Source organism: Kribbella ginsengisoli (assembly GCF_039537185.1).
Taxonomy (GTDB): Bacteria; Actinomycetota; Actinomycetes; order Propionibacteriales; family Kribbellaceae; genus Kribbella; species Kribbella koreensis.
Genome location: NZ_BAABAA010000010.1, coordinates 15272 through 34042 on the forward strand (window position 1 = coordinate 15272; position 18771 = coordinate 34042).

General features: G+C 67.3%; 20 protein-coding genes and 1 other RNA gene. 14 read left to right on the plus strand and 7 right to left on the minus strand.

The features are described 5' to 3' along the window. Positions 1 to 49: 49 nt before the first annotated feature. The 11 genes from ABD768_RS30480 to ABD768_RS30530 all read left to right on the plus strand — a co-directional run bounded on the left by ABD768_RS30480 (position 50) and on the right by ABD768_RS30530 (position 8974). Positions 50 to 430, plus strand: coding sequence for a hypothetical protein (locus ABD768_RS30480; RefSeq protein WP_343980176.1), 381 nt, complete (start codon positions 50 to 52; stop codon positions 428 to 430). Further along, the gene (locus ABD768_RS30485) at positions 423 to 584 is read left to right on the plus strand and encodes a hypothetical protein (RefSeq protein WP_328320323.1); all 162 of its coding nucleotides are present in this window, start codon (positions 423 to 425) and stop codon (positions 582 to 584) included. Before ABD768_RS30480 ends, ABD768_RS30485 begins: the two co-directional genes overlap by 8 nt. Before the next feature lie 198 nt (positions 585 to 782). Beyond that, the gene (gene ftsE / locus ABD768_RS30490) at positions 783 to 1472 is read left to right on the plus strand and encodes a cell division ATP-binding protein FtsE (protein ID WP_328320325.1); all 690 of its coding nucleotides are present in this window, start codon (positions 783 to 785) and stop codon (positions 1470 to 1472) included. Positions 1473 to 1532: 60 nt separating this feature from the next. Next, positions 1533 to 2444 carry a permease-like cell division protein FtsX gene (gene ftsX, locus ABD768_RS30495; RefSeq protein ID WP_343980180.1) on the plus strand — a complete coding sequence of 304 codons (912 nt, stop codon included), beginning with the start codon at positions 1533 to 1535 and terminating at the stop codon, positions 2442 to 2444. Positions 2445 to 2501: 57 nt separating this feature from the next. Continuing rightward, positions 2502 to 3947 carry a peptidoglycan DD-metalloendopeptidase family protein gene (locus tag ABD768_RS30500; protein ID WP_343980183.1) on the plus strand — a complete coding sequence of 482 codons (1446 nt, stop codon included), beginning with the start codon at positions 2502 to 2504 and terminating at the stop codon, positions 3945 to 3947. Positions 3948 to 3968: 21 nt separating this feature from the next. Then, positions 3969 to 4439: an SsrA-binding protein SmpB gene (gene smpB, locus ABD768_RS30505; RefSeq protein ID WP_343980186.1), complete on the plus strand. Its 471-nt coding sequence runs from the start codon at positions 3969 to 3971 to the stop codon at positions 4437 to 4439. 102 nt (positions 4440 to 4541) lie between these two features. Then, entirely contained in the window at positions 4542 to 5099 is a 558-nt protein-coding gene (locus ABD768_RS30510) for a DUF1707 and DUF4870 domain-containing protein (RefSeq protein WP_344846405.1), read from the plus strand. 98 nt (positions 5100 to 5197) lie between these two features. Then, positions 5198 to 5574: a transfer-messenger RNA gene (gene ssrA / locus ABD768_RS30515) on the plus strand. Positions 5575 to 5663: 89 nt separating this feature from the next. Further along, positions 5664 to 6113 (plus strand): MarR family transcriptional regulator, encoded by a 450-nt coding sequence (locus ABD768_RS30520; RefSeq protein ID WP_343980192.1) that lies wholly within the window; start codon positions 5664 to 5666, stop codon positions 6111 to 6113. Beyond that, entirely contained in the window at positions 6110 to 6352 is a 243-nt protein-coding gene (locus ABD768_RS30525; RefSeq protein WP_344846407.1) for a hypothetical protein, read from the plus strand. Before ABD768_RS30520 ends, ABD768_RS30525 begins: the two co-directional genes overlap by 4 nt. Positions 6353 to 6667: 315 nt before the next feature. Next, entirely contained in the window at positions 6668 to 8974 is a 2307-nt protein-coding gene (locus tag ABD768_RS30530; protein WP_343980197.1) for a M4 family metallopeptidase, read from the plus strand. A gap of 51 nt (positions 8975 to 9025) precedes the next feature. Here ABD768_RS30530 and ABD768_RS30535 read toward each other — a convergent pair whose 3' ends face one another. Next, complete coding sequence (locus ABD768_RS30535; RefSeq protein ID WP_344846409.1) at positions 9026 to 9598, minus strand: TetR/AcrR family transcriptional regulator; 573 nt, start codon at positions 9596 to 9598, stop codon at positions 9026 to 9028. Positions 9599 to 9657: 59 nt separating this feature from the next. Here ABD768_RS30535 and ABD768_RS30540 point away from each other — a divergent pair, with 59 nt between their 5' ends. Then, entirely contained in the window at positions 9658 to 10308 is a 651-nt protein-coding gene (locus ABD768_RS30540; RefSeq protein ID WP_343980202.1) for an O-methyltransferase, read from the plus strand. A 137-nt stretch (positions 10309 to 10445) separates the two neighbouring features. On the opposite strand, the gene ABD768_RS30545 is transcribed toward ABD768_RS30540, so the two are convergent. The 3 genes from ABD768_RS30545 to ABD768_RS30555 all read right to left on the minus strand — a co-directional run bounded on the left by ABD768_RS30545 (position 10446) and on the right by ABD768_RS30555 (position 13061). Then, a complete protein-coding gene (locus ABD768_RS30545; RefSeq protein WP_344846411.1) occupies positions 10446 to 11642 on the minus strand; it encodes an SGNH/GDSL hydrolase family protein in 1197 nt (398 codons plus the stop codon). A 133-nt stretch (positions 11643 to 11775) separates the two neighbouring features. After that, positions 11776 to 12492 (minus strand): hypothetical protein, encoded by a 717-nt coding sequence (locus ABD768_RS30550; protein ID WP_344846413.1) that lies wholly within the window; start codon positions 12490 to 12492, stop codon positions 11776 to 11778. After that, a complete protein-coding gene (locus ABD768_RS30555; RefSeq protein ID WP_343980211.1) occupies positions 12489 to 13061 on the minus strand; it encodes a helix-turn-helix domain-containing protein in 573 nt (190 codons plus the stop codon). Before ABD768_RS30555 ends, ABD768_RS30550 begins: the two co-directional genes overlap by 4 nt. Positions 13062 to 13120: 59 nt before the next feature. Here ABD768_RS30555 and ABD768_RS30560 point away from each other — a divergent pair, with 59 nt between their 5' ends. Beyond that, positions 13121 to 14035 carry a nucleotidyltransferase domain-containing protein gene (locus ABD768_RS30560; RefSeq protein WP_344846415.1) on the plus strand — a complete coding sequence of 305 codons (915 nt, stop codon included), beginning with the start codon at positions 13121 to 13123 and terminating at the stop codon, positions 14033 to 14035. Positions 14036 to 14142: 107 nt separating this feature from the next. After that, the gene (locus ABD768_RS30565; protein WP_344846417.1) at positions 14143 to 16269 is read left to right on the plus strand and encodes an alpha-galactosidase; all 2127 of its coding nucleotides are present in this window, start codon (positions 14143 to 14145) and stop codon (positions 16267 to 16269) included. On the opposite strand, the gene ABD768_RS30570 is transcribed toward ABD768_RS30565, so the two are convergent. Genes ABD768_RS30570 through ABD768_RS30580 form a run of 3 tightly spaced genes read right to left on the minus strand, consistent with a single transcriptional unit; the run spans position 16266 to position 18627 of the window. Further along, complete coding sequence (locus ABD768_RS30570; protein WP_343980218.1) at positions 16266 to 17045, minus strand: ABC transporter permease; 780 nt, start codon at positions 17043 to 17045, stop codon at positions 16266 to 16268. The two genes, ABD768_RS30565 and ABD768_RS30570, sit on opposite strands and share 4 nt — an antisense overlap. After that, a complete protein-coding gene (locus ABD768_RS30575; RefSeq protein ID WP_344846420.1) occupies positions 17042 to 17830 on the minus strand; it encodes an ABC transporter permease in 789 nt (262 codons plus the stop codon). Before ABD768_RS30575 ends, ABD768_RS30570 begins: the two co-directional genes overlap by 4 nt. Then, positions 17827 to 18627, minus strand: coding sequence for an ABC transporter ATP-binding protein (locus tag ABD768_RS30580; RefSeq protein ID WP_343980224.1), 801 nt, complete (start codon positions 18625 to 18627; stop codon positions 17827 to 17829). The genes ABD768_RS30575 and ABD768_RS30580 overlap by 4 nt, the downstream gene beginning before the upstream one ends. Positions 18628 to 18771 lie beyond the last annotated feature (144 nt).

The window sequence follows — 18771 nt, forward strand, 5'->3', positions numbered from 1 at the left end:
GCCATCACCATGGATTTGGGAGGAACGCGATGAGTTCTGGGGTGTGTTCGTGATCCCGACCTGGATCGGCGTGATCGGCGTGATCGCGACCGTGCTGAGCCCGTTCATCGCGCTCGGCGGGGTGGCGCTGGGTGGCTACCTGACCCGCAAGTCCGATCGCGAGCTGGACACCTGGCGGCACCGCGAGGAGACGATGCGGATGGTCCGCTGGGCGGTCGAGCAGATCCTCGCCGGCGATGAGGCCGGCACGGACGCCGGTGTGGTGACACTGCGCTCACTGATGAGATCGGAACTGTTACAGCCCGAGGACTACGACCTGGTCGCCGCGCTGACGGCCGCCGTGGCGATCGACCGGGTCGGCTCGGCCGCGTACGCTGATATTGCCGAAGAGGGCGCGGACGTGATCGAGGGAGACAGTGCCGATGGGTGAGAAGAAGACCGTCAAGGTCTCCCGCCAGGCCGTCGAGTTGGCACGGCTGCACGTGGAGGCCGCCCGCAAGGCCGGCCGCAAGCCCGACGCCGGCGTGGCGCGGATCGCGAGCGCGCGTCCCGAGACAGGTCCCGGCGCCCCGGCTCCTGCCTGACCTGTACTACGCACGCGGGCCGGGCTTGGCGTCACGTAGTACCGGAGCTCCAACACCGGTTAGCGGACGGTGCGGCACGCCTTGTCGGAGCACGCTGGTGGAGCCCCTACACTGATCGACGGCCGCTCCGGTGGCGTACGGTGCCTTCGTGGACACCGTTGTGTCACTCCCTGTTCCCGACCACGGCCGGAATCTCACGTGATCCGCTTCGAGAATGTTTCCAAGACGTACGAGGGCCAGTCCAAGGCTGCCCTGCTGAACGTCGACGTCGAGATCGAAAAAGGCGAGTTCGTCTTCCTGGTCGGTACCTCCGGTTCCGGCAAGTCGACGTTCCTGCGCCTCGTCCTGCGCGAGCACCGGACCACCAAGGGTCACATCATGGTGGCGGGCAAGGACCTGAACCGGCTGGCCAGCTGGCGGATCCCGCAGATGCGCCGGCAGATCGGCACCGTCTTCCAGGACTTCCGGCTGCTGCCGAACAAGACCGTCGCGGAGAACGTCGCCTTCGCCCTGCAGGTGATCGGCAAGCCCCGCTCGCACATCCGCAAGACGGTGCCCGAGGTGCTCGAGCTGGTCGGTCTGGACGGCAAGGAGGACCGGATGCCGGACGAGCTGTCCGGCGGTGAGCAGCAGCGGGTCGCGATCGCCCGGGCCTTCGTCAACCGGCCGATGATCCTGATCGCCGACGAGCCGACCGGAAACCTCGACCCCGGTACGTCGGTCGGCATCATGAAGCTGCTGGACCGGATCAACCGGACCGGGACGACCGTGGTGATGGCCACCCACGACGTCTCGATCGTCGACCAGATGCGCAAGCGCGTGATCGAGCTGGAGAACGGCCATGTCGTCCGCGACGAGTCGCGCGGCGTCTACGGCTACCAGCACTGACCGCTGCCTGACCTGCCCGGACCGGGCCGATCAGGGCTGATTACAGGGACTGACTGACTGATGCGCTTGAACTACATCCTCTCCGACCTCGGCATCGGCCTGCGCCGGAACCTCTCGATGACGATCGCCGTCGTGGTCACCATCTGGGTCTCGCTGTCGCTGTTCGGCAGCGCGCTGCTCGCCCGCGAGCAGGTCGACCTGATGAAGGGGAACTGGTACGACAAGATCCAGATCTCGGTCTTCCTCTGCACCAAGGACTCCGGCGGCCGCGGCTGCTCGGGCGCCGAGGTGACCACGGAGCAGAAGAACCGGATCAAGCAGGTGATCGAGTCGAACCCGGACACCGCGCCCGAAGGCGTCTTCGGCGAGTCGAAGAAGGAAGCCTTCGATCAGTTCAAGAAGCTCTACAAGGACTCGCCGATCGTCTCGACGGTGACCGAGGACCAGATGCAGGAGTCCTTCCGGGTCAAACTGAAGGATCCACAGCGCTACCAGAACCTGGTCAGCGCGGTCGCCGGGCTGCCCGGCGTCGACACCGTGCAGGACCTGAGACAGTATCTCGATCCACTCTTCAAGGCGCTGAACCAGCTGAAATGGGCGACCCTGGCGGCCGCCGGGTTGCTGCTGGTCGCCGCGCTGATGCAGATCTCCAACACGATCCGGCTGGCGGCGTACGCCCGGAGACGGGAGATCGGGATCATGCGCCTGGTGGGCGCCTCGAACTTCTACATCCAGCTGCCGTTCCTGCTGGAGGCGATCCTGGCCGCCCTGCTCGGCGCGGTCCTTGCCTGCGGCACCTTGTGGCTCGGCGTCTTCCTGTTCGTGAAGAGACAGGCCGAGGAGACGTTCCGGGTCTGGCAGTGGGTCGGCGCGGCCGAAACCTTCCGGGCCACGCTCATCATGGTCGTGGTCGGTCTGGTGCTGGCGATCATCCCGACATTCCTGACAACGCGGAAATACCTCAAAGTCTGACCTGGGTGACTTATCGTGCAGTAGCACGTCACCATCACCCATAGCAAGGGGTCGACTGTGGTCCCGCACTTCCCCGGTGCGAACCCGCGCAAGCGGGGGAGCATCAAGCGAGACGACAGCATCGGCGCCGCCGCCGTACCGGTTCAGCGCTCCGCCAGGCAACGCCTGCGCGGTTCGCCGCATCGGCAGACGGTCATCGCCGCTTGCTGCGTTGTCCTGTCAATGTCCGCCGGAGCACTGGCGGTGGTCCCGTCTGCCCAGGCGGACCCACCGGACCCCGCCGCGAAGAAGAAGCAGCTCGACTCGCAGATCAACGAGTCGCGTGCCGACCTGAAAGAGTCCACCGACCAGGTCGCGCAGTCCGTTGCCGCGTACAACCAGGCCGAGACGCAGTACAAGGCCGTCCAGATCCGGTACGCCGTTGCGCAGGGCAAGCTCGCCGCCGCGAAGGCCGCCGATCAGGTTGCCGCGGGCAAGCTCAGGGAGGCCGAGGCGGCGCTGCAGACAGCGATCGCCGACGTCGACGACGGCGAGCTGGCGATCTACAAGCAGCGCCGGCTGGCCGGCCGTGCGGCGCAGTCGGCGTTCCAGCAGCAGAACAGCCTGGTCGGGCTGTCGATCGTGCTGCAGGGCGCCTCGCCGGCCGATGTCGCCAACGGCATCCAGGTGCAGCGCAACGTGTTCGGCATCCAGAGCAACACGATCACCCGGCTGAACGACGCCCAGGCGCAACTCGCGAACAAGCGGGCCAAGCTGGTCGCGGCCGAGAAGGCCGTGTCGGCGCAGCGTGCCGAAGCAGCGCAAACGGTGAAGGACGTCACCGCGTTGACGTTGCAGGTCGCCGCCGACAAGGCTGAGGCGGCACGGCTGGCCCAGGCGAAGCTGACGACGTACCAGGCGGCGCAGCGGGACAAGAACGCCGACCTCGCGCAGTACAACTCACTGGTCGCGGAGCGGAACCGGGTGCAGCGCATCCTGGTCGCCCGGGCGAAGGCGGAGCGGGAGGCCGCGGCGCGTCGCAAGGCCGCCCGCCAGAAGGCCGAGCGGGAGAAGGCGCGCAAGGAGCACCGGCCGCCGCGGAGCATCCCGGATGATCCGCCGGACAACTCGTCGGGGCTGAGCTACCCGATCAACACCTACATCACCTCGCCGTTCGGGATGCGGTTCCACCCGATCCTGCACATCTGGAAGCTGCACGACGGCACCGACTTCGGCGCCGGCTGCGGTACGCCGATCCACGCGGCGGCCAGTGGGCGGGTCACGGACAAGTACTACAACGGCGGCTACGGCAACCGGTTGTTCGTGTCACACGGTGTGATCGACGGATCGTCGATCACCACGGTCTACAACCACCTGTCGAAGTACAACGTCCACGTCGGCCAGCGGGTGAAGAAGGGCCAGGTGATCGGGTACGTCGGGACGACCGGCTACTCGACCGGCTGTCACCTGCACTTCATGGTCTACCAGGACGGCAACGTGGTTAATCCGATGAAGTGGCTGTGAGTGGTCTGAGATACTGGTCGGATGGTGAAACAGACCGGCCACAAGCCGATCGCGCAGAATCGTAAGGCGCGACACGACTACCACATCGACGACGTGGTGGAGGCCGGACTCGTGCTGACCGGGACCGAGGTGAAGTCCCTGCGGCTGGGTCGGGCCTCCCTCGTCGACGCCTTCGCGTCGGTGCGCGGCGGCGAGCTCTGGCTGCAGAACATGCACATCCCGGAGTACACGCACGGCACGTGGACCAACCACGAGCCCCGGCGGACCCGCAAGCTGCTGCTGCACAAGGACGAGATGCAGAAGCTGATCAAGGCGGTCGAGCAGCAGGGCGTCTCGCTGATCCCGCTGTCGCTGTACTTCAAGGACGGGTACGCGAAGGTCGAGCTGGCCACCGGGCGCGGCAAGAAGGACTACGACAAGCGGCACGCCCTGGCCGAGCGCCAGGCCGACCGCGAGGCACAGCGCGCACTCAGCGACCGCCGCCGGGGGTAGTACTGGCCGGCGGCCTTGCTGAGGGCGGGCGGGGGTCTGCTCAGGGGCCGCTCCGGGCGTCACCCTATGGGGTCGCCGTCCGGTGCGGGGCAGGCTGAAGGCATGTCCACTTCAGACCTGCTGGTGACGCCGGCCCAACGGGACCGCGCCGTCGAGATTCTTCAAGAGATGTACGCCGACGGGCGCCTGGACCGGTTCGAGTTCGACACCAGGCTGGAGCTGGCGCTCAAGTCGCGGACCCGGGCCGAGCTGAACGGCACCTTCGACGGCCTCGTCTCCCGGCCCGTCCCGACCTTCGCTCCCGCGGCCTTCACCCGGCCGCCGCTACCGGCCCGGCAGTCGGAAGGGCGCGGGATGGGGCTGGTCACCCACTGGCTCGGGTTCCCCACCTTCTTCGTCGGTCCGGCGCTGGTCGCGGCCGGCGCGGGCAAGCAGAACCCGGTCATCCGCAAGCACGCGGTGGAGGCGCTGAACTTCCAGCTCAGCGCCTTCGGCCTCTTCGCCCTGCTGGGCATCGTGACCGGGGTGACCGGCGGCTTCACCGGCTTCCTGTTCCCGCTCGTCGGCCTGGTCTGGTTCGTCCTGACCGGCATCGGCGGCATCGCGGCCCTGCTCGGCTCCGAGTTCCGCTACCCCTTCACCCTCCGCATGATCCACTGAGGGAATCCCACGTGCGGGTGACTGGTTGTACTTGGTAGTGTTGGTCTTCTGCGGACAGTCAGAGCGCTATCGGTCCGCGGAGGTTTGACAACTCAACAGGGGGTGAACGGTTTCGACTTTGGACGTACGTTCCATGAGAAGCGGGCCGAGGATCCAGGGTTATCTCGTTAACGATCTCTGGAAAAAAATAACTGCCGATGCAAATCAGCAGAGCTTCGCTCTCGCCGCCTGACGGCCTGAGCTAAAAGAAGCGGTCAGCCCGGGGGTGCTTCCGACCCGGTTCCTGGCCTCAGCTAGGAAGCTTGCTTCGTCAACCCGGTCGCGGGGTTGACGCGGGACATTTACAGCGAATGAGTCTGTCAGCAACGTGTCTGCACGAGTGCTGGGGCTGAGAACAACGATTTTGCAGACTGCGCCCGGAGAAGTCTTGGAGCGACGCTGAAGGACGCGGGTTCGATTCCCGCCACCTCCACCCCTATGAGTTGAGAAGGCCGGTCCCCTCGGGGGCCGGCCTTCTCGTCTGTCCGGGCGGATTCCATCGGGATTGACGATGGATCGGTGGCGATGGAGATTCTGCGTGTGAGCACTGTTGACGAGGACGCTCAGGCGTTCGCCGATCTGTTCCGGGAGACGTATCTGCGGTTTCACCGGCGGGACGGGAAGCGGAGTGAGATGTCGGGGGCCAGCCGGGCAGTGTTGCAGCATCTTTCGCAGACCGGGCCGTTGACGGTTGGTGACATCGCGCTGCATCTGGATCGGGCGCAGTCGGTGGTCAGCGACATCGTCACTCAGCTCGAGTCCAAGGGCGTGCTGGAGCGGGAGCGCGATCCGGAGGACCGGCGCCGCACGCTGGTGTGGCTGTCGCCCGATGGCTTCGCCGTACTCCGCGCTGACCGCGACGTCCTCAGCGTCCCAGCCCTGGCCGAGGCGTTCGCCGCCCTGGCCCCCGGCGACCGGGCCGGCCTGCTCACCACCCTCTCAACCCTGGTACGAACGAACGGAGACCCGCGATGACCACGACCACCAGCTGCGAGAGCTGCAGCATGCCGATCGAGAGCGGCCGGTACTGCGAACACTGCGTAGATGCCGACGGCAACCTCCAGGACTTCGACACCCGGTTCGCCTCGATGGTCTCCTGGCAGGAACGCCGCCACCCCGACGACCCGCGCGAGAAGATCGAAGCCGACACCCTCGCCTACATGGCCACCATGCCCGCCTGGCGCGACCACCCCCGCGTTACCGCCCACCGCTGACCCACGAGGAAAACCGCCGGAAAGTGGCGGCCACGGGCGGACTATGTCCTGTCCAGCGGGTCAGGAAAGCGATGTCCGGACCGTGACAACGTGGTCACTTGGCGTGTTGGTGCCAGCGGCATTTCCGCGCCTTGCCGGGGAATATGCGCGGGCATAGTGTCCGTCCGCGCGCTCTACCGGACGGTAAACGAAGGTGAGGACCTGCAGCACGTCGGGTGGGGAGCCGGTGCGTTCCAGGCGGAGATTGGTGCAGCTGCCTGCCAGCCCGGCGTTGCGCGATCCGCCCAGCACCATTTTCGCGAAGGGACCACACCGATGGTCTTGTTTCAGCGTTCCCGTAAACCCGCCACCGTTCTGGCGATCCTCAGCCTCTCGGTAGCCACCGCTGCCGCGCTGGGGACCTCGGCCTCCAGCGCCGCGCCGGGCGCGGCACCGCCCCCACGGCCGACACAGGCCCAGTCGAAGGCGTTCGCGGCCAAGACCGCGACGTCGCTGGTGGCGGCCCGTCCTGCCGCGTTGCATGCCGGCAAGTCGGACAGCTTCATCGCAAAGCCCGTGATCTCCGAACCGTCCGGGCTGCAGTACGTCCCGTACGAGCGGACCTTCAAGGGCCTGCCCGTCATCGGCGGTGACTTCGTCGTCGTCACCGACGGAGACGGCGCCGTCAAGGCAACCTCGGTCGCTCAGACCACCGCTATCCCCGACCTAGCGACGAAGGCCGGTATCAGCGCCGCGACCGCCAAGGCGACCGCGACCAAGCAACTCAAGGTCGTCACCTCCAGCACCACGCCGACGCTGGCCGTGTACGCCCTCAGCGGTACCCCCAAGCTGGCCTGGCAGTCCCGTGTCACCGGCAGCAACGGCCACGAGCCGTCCAGCCTGTCGGTGTACGTCGACGCGGCCTCCGGCAAGGTGCTCGGTACCAAGGAGCACGTGATGGCCGGCACCGGTACGGGCGTCTACAGCGGGCCCGCCCCGCTGACCCTGGCGACCACGCTGACCGGTAGCACGTACTCGATGAAGGACCCGGGCACGACGAACCTGTCCTGCCAGGACGCGGCGAACAACACCACGTTCAGTGGTCCGGACGACGTCTGGGGCAACGGCGTCGGTACGAACAAGGAGACGGGCTGCGTCGACGCGCTCTTCGCCGCCCAGACCGAGAAGAAGATGCTGAACGACTGGCTCGGCCGCAACGCCATGGACGGCTCGGGCGGCGCCTGGCCGATCCGCGTCGGCCTGAACGACCAGAACGCGTACTACGACGGTTCCCAGGTCCAGATCGGCAAGAACACCGCCGGCGCCTGGATCGGTTCGATCGACGTTCTGGCGCACGAGATGGGCCACGGCATCGACGACCACACCCCGGGTGGCATCTCGGGTTCGGGAACGCAGGAGTTCGTCGCCGACACGTTCGGCGCGGCCACCGAGTTCTACAGCAACCAGGGCGCCTCGTACGACCCGCCGGACTTCCTGGTCGGCGAAGAGGTCAACCTGGTCGGCAGCGGCCCGATCCGCAACATGTACGACCCGTCGGCGCTCGGCGACCCCAACTGCTACTCGAGCTCGATCCCGGGCACCGAGGTGCACGCGGCGGCCGGTCCGGGTAACCACTGGTTCGTGCTGCTGTCCCAGGGCAGCGGCGGCAGCCCGAACGTGCCGACCTGCAACAGCTCGACGGTGACCGGTCTGGGCATCCAGAAGGCCATCAAGATCATGTACAACGCGATGCTGATGAAGACGAGCAGCAGCTCGTACCTGAAGTACCGCACCTGGACGCTGACCGCTGCCAAGAACCTGTACCCGGGCAGCTGCACCGAGTTCAACACCGTCAAGGCGGCGTGGGACGCGGTGAGCGTTCCGGCGCAGGCCGCCGACCCGACCTGCAGCGTCAGCGGCGGCGTCACCGTCGGCAACCCGGGCAACAAGTCCGGCGTCGTCGGTACCGCGATCGCGTCGTTCACGCTGACGGCCACCGGCGGCACCGCGCCGTACACCTGGTCGGCCACCGGCCTGCCGGGCGGCATCACGATCGGTTCGTCGACCGGCACCATCTCCGGTACGCCGACCGCGGCCGGCACCTACAACGTCACCGCAACGGCGACCGCGAGTGCCGGTGGATCCGGTAGCACCTCGTTCACCTTCACCATCACCGGTGGCGGCGGCGGATGCTCCGGTCAGGTACTGGGCAACCCGGGCTTCGAATCCGCTACGGCGGCACCCTGGACGGCTACCGCCGGAGTGATCGACAGCTCCGCCAGTCAGCCGGCTCACGGCGGCGCCAAGAAGGCGTGGCTCGACGGCTACGGAACGACTCACACCGACACGCTGAGCCAGTCCGTCACCATCCCGGCCGGCTGCCACGGGACCCTGTCCTTCTGGCTGCACATCGACACGGCCGAGACGACCACCACGGTCCAGTACGACAAGCTGACCGTGAAGGCCGGCGCGACCACCCTGGCCACGTACTCCAACCTCAACAAGGCCGCGGGCTACACGCTCCGGTCCTTCGACGTCTCGTCCCTCGCGGGCACGACGTCCACCATCACCTTCACCGGCACCGAAGACAGCTCCCTCCAGACCTCCTTCGTCGTAGACGACACGGGCCTGAACCTGAGCTGACCTGAGTTAAGCGAGACCCCGGCAACTCCCCAATGGGTTGCCGGGGCCTCGTCATGTCTGGCTCAGGTACTGGGTGACCAGGTGGTTGGTGTATTTGCGGGGGACTGGCTCGCCGGTGAGGAGGACTCGGTAGTAGATGGGGCTGACGAGTTGTTCTACGGCGGAGTCGACGTCTGTGGTGCCGGGGAGGTCGCCGCGGGCTATTGCGTTGAGGAGGGGCTGGCTGTCTCGGGCGCGTTGGTGGGTCAGGTGGTCGGCGCGGAGGCGGTCGGCGACCGTGGGGTCGTGCTGGGCCTGGCCGGCCAGGGCGCGGAAGACTGCGCCGGCGTCTGTCTTGGTGAGGAAGTCGGCGAGTCTGGCGAGGTGGCGGCGGAGGTCGGTGGCCAGGTCGCCGGTGTCGGGCGGGGTCAGGTACTGCGCCGCGTCGTCGACGAACGCCTCGATCAGGATCTCCGTCTTGGACGGCCACCAGCGGTAGATCGTCTGCTTCGCGACGCCGGCCCGGGTGGCGATCCCTTCGACCGTCAGGCCCGCGAAACCCTTCTCCACCAGCAGATCGTCGGCCGCCTCGAGGACTGCCTGCCGCGCCTCTTCGCTCCGCCCGTGCCTGTTCCCGTGGTGCACAGTCCTGCCTCCTCCATGGTCTCTTGCCTAGACCATACGTTGCGTCTAGCCTAGCGAGCATGACCAACACCCTGCAAAGTCCCGCGGTCCAGAAGGTCCTCGACCGCCTCTTCGAGGATGCCAAGCGCGATGACGACGTACGTTCGCCCGGCGGCGACGGCTTCTCCTACGAGTCGGCGACCGCGCAGGAACGCGCCGACGCCCTCGCCGGCATCTACATGCCGATCTCCGCGGCCGGAGGCGCCCTGCTCTATTCGCTGGTCCGGGCCGCCCGGCCGACGACCGTCGTCGAGTTCGGTACGTCGTACGGCATCTCCACCATCTATCTCGCAGCCGCCGTCGCCGACAACGGCATCGGCCAGGTGCTGACGACCGAACTGAGCGAGACGAAGATCGCCGCCGCCCAAGCAAACCTGACCGAAGCCGGCGTCGCGAACCAGGTGAAGATCCTCCCCGGCGACGCCCTGACCACCCTCGCCGACGTCCCAGGCCCGATCGGCCTACTCCTCCTGGACGGCTGGAAAGACCTCTGCCTCCCCGTACTACGCCTCCTCGAAGACCGCCTCGCCCCCGGCGCCCTGGTCGTCGCCGACGACATCACCTTCACCACCATGTCCGACTACCTCACCTACGTCCGCACCCCCACCAACGGCTACGTCACCACCGAGTTCCCGGTCGAAGACGGCATGGAAATCAGCTGCCGCACCTGAATCGTCCGACCCCCATTTGAGGGGGCAACCCCTCAGTTTGTGGGTTGCCTCGCCAGTATCTGACGAGGCAACCCACCATCTGCGGGGTTATCCCCTCAAATGGCTCGCAGGTCGTCGCGTGCCGGGGGCGGTGGGGGTTAGTTCAGGGTCATGCGGGGTTCGGCGTTGAGGAGGCCTGTGCCGGCGATGGTGCAGGTGCCGCCTCGGTTTTGGGTGTAGGTCTGGCGTACGCAGGAGCGGAGGGCCAGTTGGCCCCAGTAGTTGGGGTGGATGGATTCCTGGATGAAGTAGTTGGAGCCGACCGTCGTGACCGTGCGGATCTGGTTGACCCATTCGGTGCGGTCCACGGCCGTCGGCTGGGTCCAGGAGGAGAGGCCTACCTCTTCGTACAGGCCGACTGTCTTCTCGCAGAGGCGTCGGCCGTTGAAGGTCGACTGGAGTTCGAGGAGGCGCGTGTTGGTCAGGCCGGATTGGCCGATGGCGGCGCGCACCGTGCTGTTGATCGTGGGGAGGGCGGTCGCGTTGGCCCAGTCTGCATCCGCGTTCCAGAAGCCGCAGCCGCCGACGCTCTGCCGGGTGAAGCCGGATTGGCCGTAGCGGAAGCCACTAGCAGCAGGGATGGGGGACGGGTACGTCTGAACGAGCAGCGTCCACGCGGTGTCTCCATAGCCCGCGTTGCGCATGGCGGTACGGACGTTCTGGAAGGCGGTTGCGATCCGGCTGCGTACCGCGGTCACGTTGGCCGAGGTGAAGTTGGCGACGACGGATGAGTCGTCGCGGCAGTAGTCGGGGTTCCAGGACGGTGAGGTCAGGAAGTCGGTCACGCAGGACTGCACGACCGACGCGAAGTTGAAGTCGTTGCCGCCGATCGACACCACCACCTGCTTGACGTTGTGCCCGGCCGCGAACTGCTGCAGCAGCTTGGCCTGACCGAGATGACCAGCGCCGTCGTCGTAGAAGTCGAGCCCGGGTTTGAAGTTGTCCCCAGTCGTGGTGCCGGTCGTCGCGCCCGAGCAGGCGAGATTGAGTCCGCCGACCCCGCCGCCGATGTAGGCCTCGGCGGACTTGCTGCGGTGGCAGCGGGGGATCGTCTCGGCGGTACCGGCGGCGTTGTCGTGGTACGCGTGGGCGCCGAGCGCGTCGGCCGGTGCCTCGGAGTCGTTGGAGCTTCCGGCCCAGCGACCCGCTTCGCCGGAGATGTACGAGTCGCCGACGGTGACGACGTATGGCGTACCGGTGCCGGGGCCGTCCGCGTGGGCTGCTGGGGTGGTGACGACCAGGCTGCCGGCCGTCAGGGTGAGTGCGGTGATGGTCAAGGAAAGTCGTCTGGGCACAAGGGCCTCCTCGCCGGGGCGGCGGCGACCATTCGGACCCCGTGATGGTCACCGTGCAGCGAGAATGTACTCCCGGGTAATCAAGGAAAACAGACCGAGCGTGCTGGCACGTTTGCGCCCTGTCACCACCGGGTCAATCATTGTCCGGTTGAGGCGGAGCTGGGTAACGCGTTGACCACCAGGCCTGCCAGCGTTCGCCGAGTTGTTCGCGCTCGTTGTCGCCGAGGTCGTACAAGGTGAGTACGGCCATCGCAGCCCCCGACGGCTTCTCCTCGCCAGGCGCGATGTAGCTGAGCACGAGCAACCCATCGCCCCACTGGTCCACAGTCAGCCCGACCTGATGCTCGGACCGGAACCACACCGACCCGCTCACAGCCTCACCGACAACGTCGGCCCTGTACTCCGAACCGACAGCGCCATCGAGCCCGAGCAACTCAGCCGGTCCCGCGCTACGAACTCCGATCCCCGAGTAGAACAAAGTTCGACGCCCTGCCCCCGGGTGCCGTTCGAGCGCGAACCGCAGCTGGTGGAGGAATGTGATCCACCCCTCGGTGATGTCGTCGTAGTACGCGTCCCAGTCCGGATTCGCCCCGTACGCCGCCCGCGTCAAGATCACCCTCGAGCCACCCTCCCAAGGCTCCACCACGAACCGGTCGCCGTTCGGGCTGGTCAGCGTGTGGCCGTCCTCGACCGTGCCGTCGCTGAAGTAGATCAGGTCGATCTCGGCATCGAGCTGCGGATCCTCCCACCCGTGCCAGTGCCGGATCTTCTCCTTGTCCCGCAGGGCATCCCAGACCGCATCGACCGGCGCGGCCACGACCACCACGATCTCGGGCGTCTCCTTGCTCATGCCTTCTCTCCTTCTGTACTGCGGGGCGCCGGGTGCCCGCCGGCGATCACGCGATAGGCCCGCCCATCAGGACTGTCGAAGGTCTCGACCACCTGCCGCACCGCCTCGGCCAGCGCATCGGTGAAGCGATGCATATCGCCCGGCTCCGCGAACCGCACCGACGCCTCGAGCGTGAACGTCAGCAGACGCTTGCCCTCGGCATCGGCCGCGTTCTGCATCCGGGCGACGTCGCGAACAGTGCCGGCGGCAACCTCCACCAGATGCTCAGCCGCGTACTGATCACCCAGACGGCTGAAGGCCCGGCCCATCACAGCCGGATCCACAACGAAGGAACCAGAGGTCGCGCGCAGGATCCGCTCGACGCACCCCCGCCGCTGACGCTCCTCGACCAGCTCCACCAGCCCGGCCTTCTCGAGCTCCCGCAAGTGGTAATTCACCCGCTGCCGGGGCAACTCCAACGCCGCCGCCAACTGGGTGCCCGACGCAGGCTCCTGCAGTAGGTCGAGCAATTGCCGCCGCAACGGCGACAACGCAGCCCGCACCTTCTCCGGCTCCTCCAGCAACCTCACCCGTCAAGCTTGTTATTGACAGTTTCATTTGTCAATAACAGATGAGGGAGCATGAGCGCATGGTGATCGAGGGGCCGCAGTTGTCGGTGGGGACGCAGGTGGTGTTGCGGGTGGAGCGGCGCGACAAGGCCGGCGGTACTGCGCAACGCGGTGCGACCGGCCGGGTCACCGGGGTCACTCCCGACGGCCAGTACGTCGTCACGCTGGTCGACGGGCGGGAGGCGACGGCCAAACGCGATCAGCTCAGCCTGCGTACGGCGTACCAGAGTGAAGCCGTTGCCGTGGATCAGCCGGATGGGGATCGGCTGGTGCTGGAGCACACGATCTATGCGGCCGTCGTCGGGTCGCGGGCGTTCGGGCTGGACACGGATGCCTCGGACACCGACACCCGTGGCGTCTACGTCGCGCCGACCGAAGCGTTCTGGTCGCTCGGCAAGCCGCCGATGCATGTCGACGGGCCGGCGGAGGAGTGGTTCTCGTGGGAGGTCGAGCGCTTCTGCGAACTCGCCCTGAAGGCGAACCCCAACCTGCTCGAGGTGCTCCACTCACCGCTGGTGGTCAAGCAGACGCCACTCGGCGAGGAGCTGGTCGACCTGCGACGAGACTTCCTGTCGCAACTGGCCTACCAGACCTACTCGGGCTATGTCCTCAGCCAGTTCAAGAAGATCGAAGCGGACTACCGACGCGACGGCGCGCCCAAGTGGAAGCACGTCATGCACCTGATCCGCTTGCTGCTAGCCGTCCGCACCCTCCTCACCGAAGGTGAACTGATCGTCGATGTCGGCCCGAACCGCGACCGCCTGCTGGCGGTCAAACGAGGTGAGCTCCCGTGGGACGAGGTAGAACGCTGGCGCCTCGACCTCCACCACGACCTCGAAAACGCCTTACAGAAAACAGTTCTCCCGGCAGTGCCGAACGTCGCCAAGGTCGACGCCTGGCTCAGGTCTGTCCGGAGAAGGAGCATCTCTGTCTGAGAGCGCTCGGGCGGGGTATTACTTAACTCTGTGAAGCTATTGACATCTGCTCTGTGGCGGGAAATAGTTTCGTCCTGAAAACAATCAGAAAGCAGAGTGAATCAACAGTGTCGAACGCCAAGGTGCTGCAGCTCCGCTCGGCGGGTGTCAGCCTGGTCCTGGACTGCTCCGGTCCGGCTCTTCCGTCCGTCCTGCACTGGGGTGCGGATCTCGGCCCGCTGGACGAGGCCGCGCTGGCCGATCTGAGGACAGGCGCGGGTGCGGTCCAGACCGGTAACGGGCTCGATGACAACAAGCCGGTCGCGATCATCCCGGAGTACTCCGCGGGCTGGTTCGGACTGCCGGGGCTCAACGGTCACCGGGACGGGCAGGACTTCTCCGCGTCGTTCCAGCTCACCGAGGTCGCGCAGTCCGGCAACGCGGTCCAGGTCACCGCGACCGATCCGCAGGCCGGGCTGAGCCTGGCCCTGGTGATCGAGCTGACCGACTCTGGCCTGGTCCGGGCCAAGGCCGAGCTGACCAACACCGGTACGTCCGTCTACACGGTCGACCAGTTGCTGCTCGCTCTGCCGGTACCGACCGAGGCGACCGAGCTGTTCGACATGACCGGCCGGCACATCGGTGAGCGGCACCCGCAGCGGCACGCGTTCACCCAGGGCGCGCACATCCGCGACAACCGCCGCGGTCGCACCGGCGCCGACGCCACTCTGCTGCTGATCGCCGGAACCCCCGGCTTCGACTTCAGCACCGGCGAGCTCTGGGCCGTCCACACCGCCTGGAGCGGCAACCACCGCTCGTATGCCGAACGCGGCATGAGCGGGTACGCCGTGATCGGCGGCGGCGAACTGCTCCTCCCCGGCGAAGGCCGCCTCCAGCCCCAGGGCTCGTACGGCACTCCGTGGATCTACGGCTCGTACGGCATCGGCCTCGACCAGATGTCGACCCGCTTCCACGAGTACCTCCGGGCGCGCGACACCCACCCGAAGACCGATCGCCCGGTGGTGCTGAACACCTGGGAGGCCGTGTACTTCGACCTGGACCTCGACAAGCTCAAGGCGCTCGCCGACGCGGCCGCCCAGGTCGGCGCCGAGCGGTTCGTGCTCGACGACGGCTGGTTCCGCGGCCGTCGCGACGACCACGCGGGGCTCGGCGACTGGTACGTCGACGAAGGCATCTGGCCCAAGGGCCTGCACCCGCTCGTCGACCACGTCACCGGCCTCGGGCTGCAGTTCGGGCTGTGGTTCGAGCCGGAGATGGTCAACCCCGACTCCGACCTGGCCCGCGAGCACCCCGACTGGATCCTTGCCACCGGCAACCGGATGCCGCCGACCGCCCGGCACCAGCAGGGCCTGAACCTCGGCATCCCGGAGGCCTGGAACTACCTGCTCGAGCGGATCGACAGCATCCTGACCGAGTACGACATCAGCTACATCAAGTGGGACCACAACCGCGACTTCGTTGACGGCGGCAACCAGCTGACCGGTACGGCGGGCATCCACGAGCAGACGCTCGGCGTGTACCGGCTGCTGGACGAGCTCAAGCGCCGCCACCCCAAGGTCGAGATCGAGTCCTGCTCGTCCGGTGGCGCCCGGGTCGACCTCGCCATCCTCGAGCGGACCGACCGCGTCTGGGGCAGCGACAGCAACGATGCGCTGGAGCGCCAGAAGATCCAGCGCTACACCCAACTGCTGCTGCCGCCGGAGCTGATCGGCTGCCACGTCGGCCCGCCGAAGGCCCACACCACCGGCCGCACCCAGAGCCTGGCTTTCCGTGCGTCGACGGCCCTCTTCGGCCACTTCGGCATCGAGTGGGACATCAGCCTGGCGTCCCCCGAGGAGCGCGAAGAGCTGGCCGGCTGGGTCGCCCTGCACAAGGCCCTCCGCCCGCTGCTCCACACCGGCCGGGTAGTCCGCGCCGACCGCGGCTCGGACGACTTCCTGCTCCACGGAGTAGTCGCTCAGGACGGCTCGCGGGGGGTCTTCTCCGCAGTACAGGTCGCCCAGTCGATCACCTCCGACCTCGGCCGCGTCCGCCTGCCAGGCCTCGACAAGGACCGCACCTACCGAGTCAGCAAACTAGCCACGCCTGGCCCGCAACCCCGCCACTCGGCCCCCTGGTGGCAAGACGGCGGCACGGTCCAACTCAACGGCGCAGCCCTGGCCGCGGTCGGCGTACAGGTACCAGCCCAGTGGCCCGAAACCGCAGTACTGCTGGAGGTCCAGGCGATCGACTAGCTCGCACTGCTGTAGCGACGGCTGGCGACCTGCCAATGCAACACGGTGAGCAGGGCGCCGGCCGTCAGCACTAGCGCGGCTGTTGAAAGCGCCGCGGTGGTACCGGTCAGAACGCCAACTGGTACCGCCGCGATCAGCCCGGCCGGCACGATCGTCGCCAAGACGAGCTGGACGGACTTCGGGAAGTACGTCTGCGGGTACTTCCCGGCTTCGCGGGCCTGTTGCGCGACATCGTTGATGGGCGCCGCGCTCTCGGTCCAGAACGCGAGGTACGCGAGGTTGGCCCAGAGCAGGCTGTAGCCGATGAAACCGGTCACGAGCCAGATCGCGGCCTTGGCCAGCAGCGCCGGGTCGATCGACAGCTGCGCCGCCTGCGCGCCGGCCGCCGCCAGAGCGAGGCCGGTGACGACGCGCCCGAACTCGGCCGGCTCCATCCACCGCAACAGGGCGAAGAGCTGGGCGTTCACCGGGCGGATCAGGATCAGGTCGAGCTCACCCTGCCGGACGTAGGTGTCGATCCGCCGCAGGTTCGGTGTCACGAAGCAGTCCATCAGGCCGGTACAGGCGCCGTACAGGCCGACGACGACTAGCGTCAGCGGGCCGTTCCAGCCGGTGGCCGTGGTCGACAGGTCGGTGAGGACGAGGACCGGGATCAGGCCGAGCGCCAGCTCGGCGGCCGAGGCGATCGCGTTGATGAGCGTCTGGCTGCGGAACTGCAGGTCGCGCCGGATCGCTTGCCTCAGGCAACTTGTCCACAGCCGTCCGTAGCGCCTCATGCGCCGGCTCCCTGATAGCTGCGCAATCCTAGCCGCCAGGTGAGGATCGCGGCCCCGAGGAAGGTGGCGGACCAGCCTGCCTGCCAGGCGAAGCTGCCGGCCGTCGGGTGGCCCAGCAGTACCTCGAGCGGGAACGACACCATGAAGCGGAACGGCTGGATCGCGAGGAAACCGGCGAAGGCGGACGGGAAGAGGGCGAGCGGGATGATCGCGCCCGACAGCAGGCCGGAGACCAGGAAACGCAGCCGGTTCACGGCCGTGACGTCCTCGAACCAGAACGCCAGCGAGCCGATCACGACGTCCAGGGTGTAGGCCATGCCACCGGCCAGTGTCAGCGCGATGGCGAAGGCGAGCCATCGGCCCGGCGACGACGGGAGCTTGACCTGGTCGCGGAAGATGATGCCGAGCCCGACGGCCAGCGGGACGGCGAGCAGCAGTTTGATCAGCTTCTCGCCGAGGTTGTTGGCGATGTTCGCCAGATGGGTGGAGCATGGCCGGACCAGCCAGCTGGTCAGCTTGCCCAGCCGGATGCTCTCGGCCATGAAGCCCGAGGTCCAGCTGGCGGTCAGCATCACCACCAGGCCGACCATGACCAGGTACGTCGTGAGGAACGACTCGGTGACCGGCGGGGTCGCTCCCTGGGCGATGGCGCCGCGCCAGACGAGCAGCGAGATCGCCGGCGAGATGACGGTGGCGAGTTGGAGGAAGAGCAGCCACCAGCGGTAGGTCAGCGTCGTCGTGAGCTCGCGGGCGATCAGTACCCGGAGGATCCGTACGGTCCTCATGCTTGCGCCGTGAAGAGCTTCGACATCACCTGGTCGAGGTCGTCGCCGTCGTGGGACCGGGCACGCAACGCCGGCAGGTCGCCGTCGAAGACGGGGCGGCCGTGGTTGATCACGACGATCCGCTCGCACAGCGCGGCGACGTCGTTCATGTCGTGGCTGGTGAGCACGATGGTGGTGCCGAGGTCGCGGTTGAGCTCGGCCAGGAAGGTACGGACGGTGAGCTTGGCGACGACGTCGAGGCCGACGGTCGGTTCGTCGGCGAAGAGCAGTTCCGGGCCGTGCAGGAGGGCCAGCATCAGCTCGCAGCGCATCCGCTGGCCGAGGGAGAGCTTGCGGACCGCGATGTTCAGGATGTCCTGGATCTGCAGCCGGTTCGACAGGTCCTCGACGGTCTGGTCGAAGCGTGGCTTGGCCAGGGCGTACATCTCCTTGTGGATCAGCAGGGAGTCGTACGTCGAGACGTCCCACCACAGCATCGACTTCTGGCCGAAGACGACGGAGATCCGCGACAGGAAGTCGTAGCCGCGCTTCGACGGGCGATGGCCGAGCACCTCGAGTTCGCCGGCGGTCGGTCGCAGCAGGCCGCAGAGCATCTTGATCGTGGTCGTCTTGCCGGCGCCGTTCGGGCCGAGCAGGCCGATCACCTGACCGCGAGGCACAGTGAGGTCGAGCGCGTCGACCGCCAGCCGCTCACGACGGTCGGGACGGAACAAGCCTCGTACGGCCGCGCTGAGTCCTGGGCGTTGCTCGGTGTAGCGGTAGCTCTTCGTCAGGGCTTCGGTCTGGATCGCGGGCATAGGTCATCCAATCTGCGACCCCGGCGCAGACTGGGGAGGTCGCCACACTGGAGAGCCGGAACGGCCTGCCGGCGGGTGCACCTGGCATCGGTGCGACCTGGTTCGACCCTAACCCGAGATGCACCCCTGGTTCAGCTTGTTTTC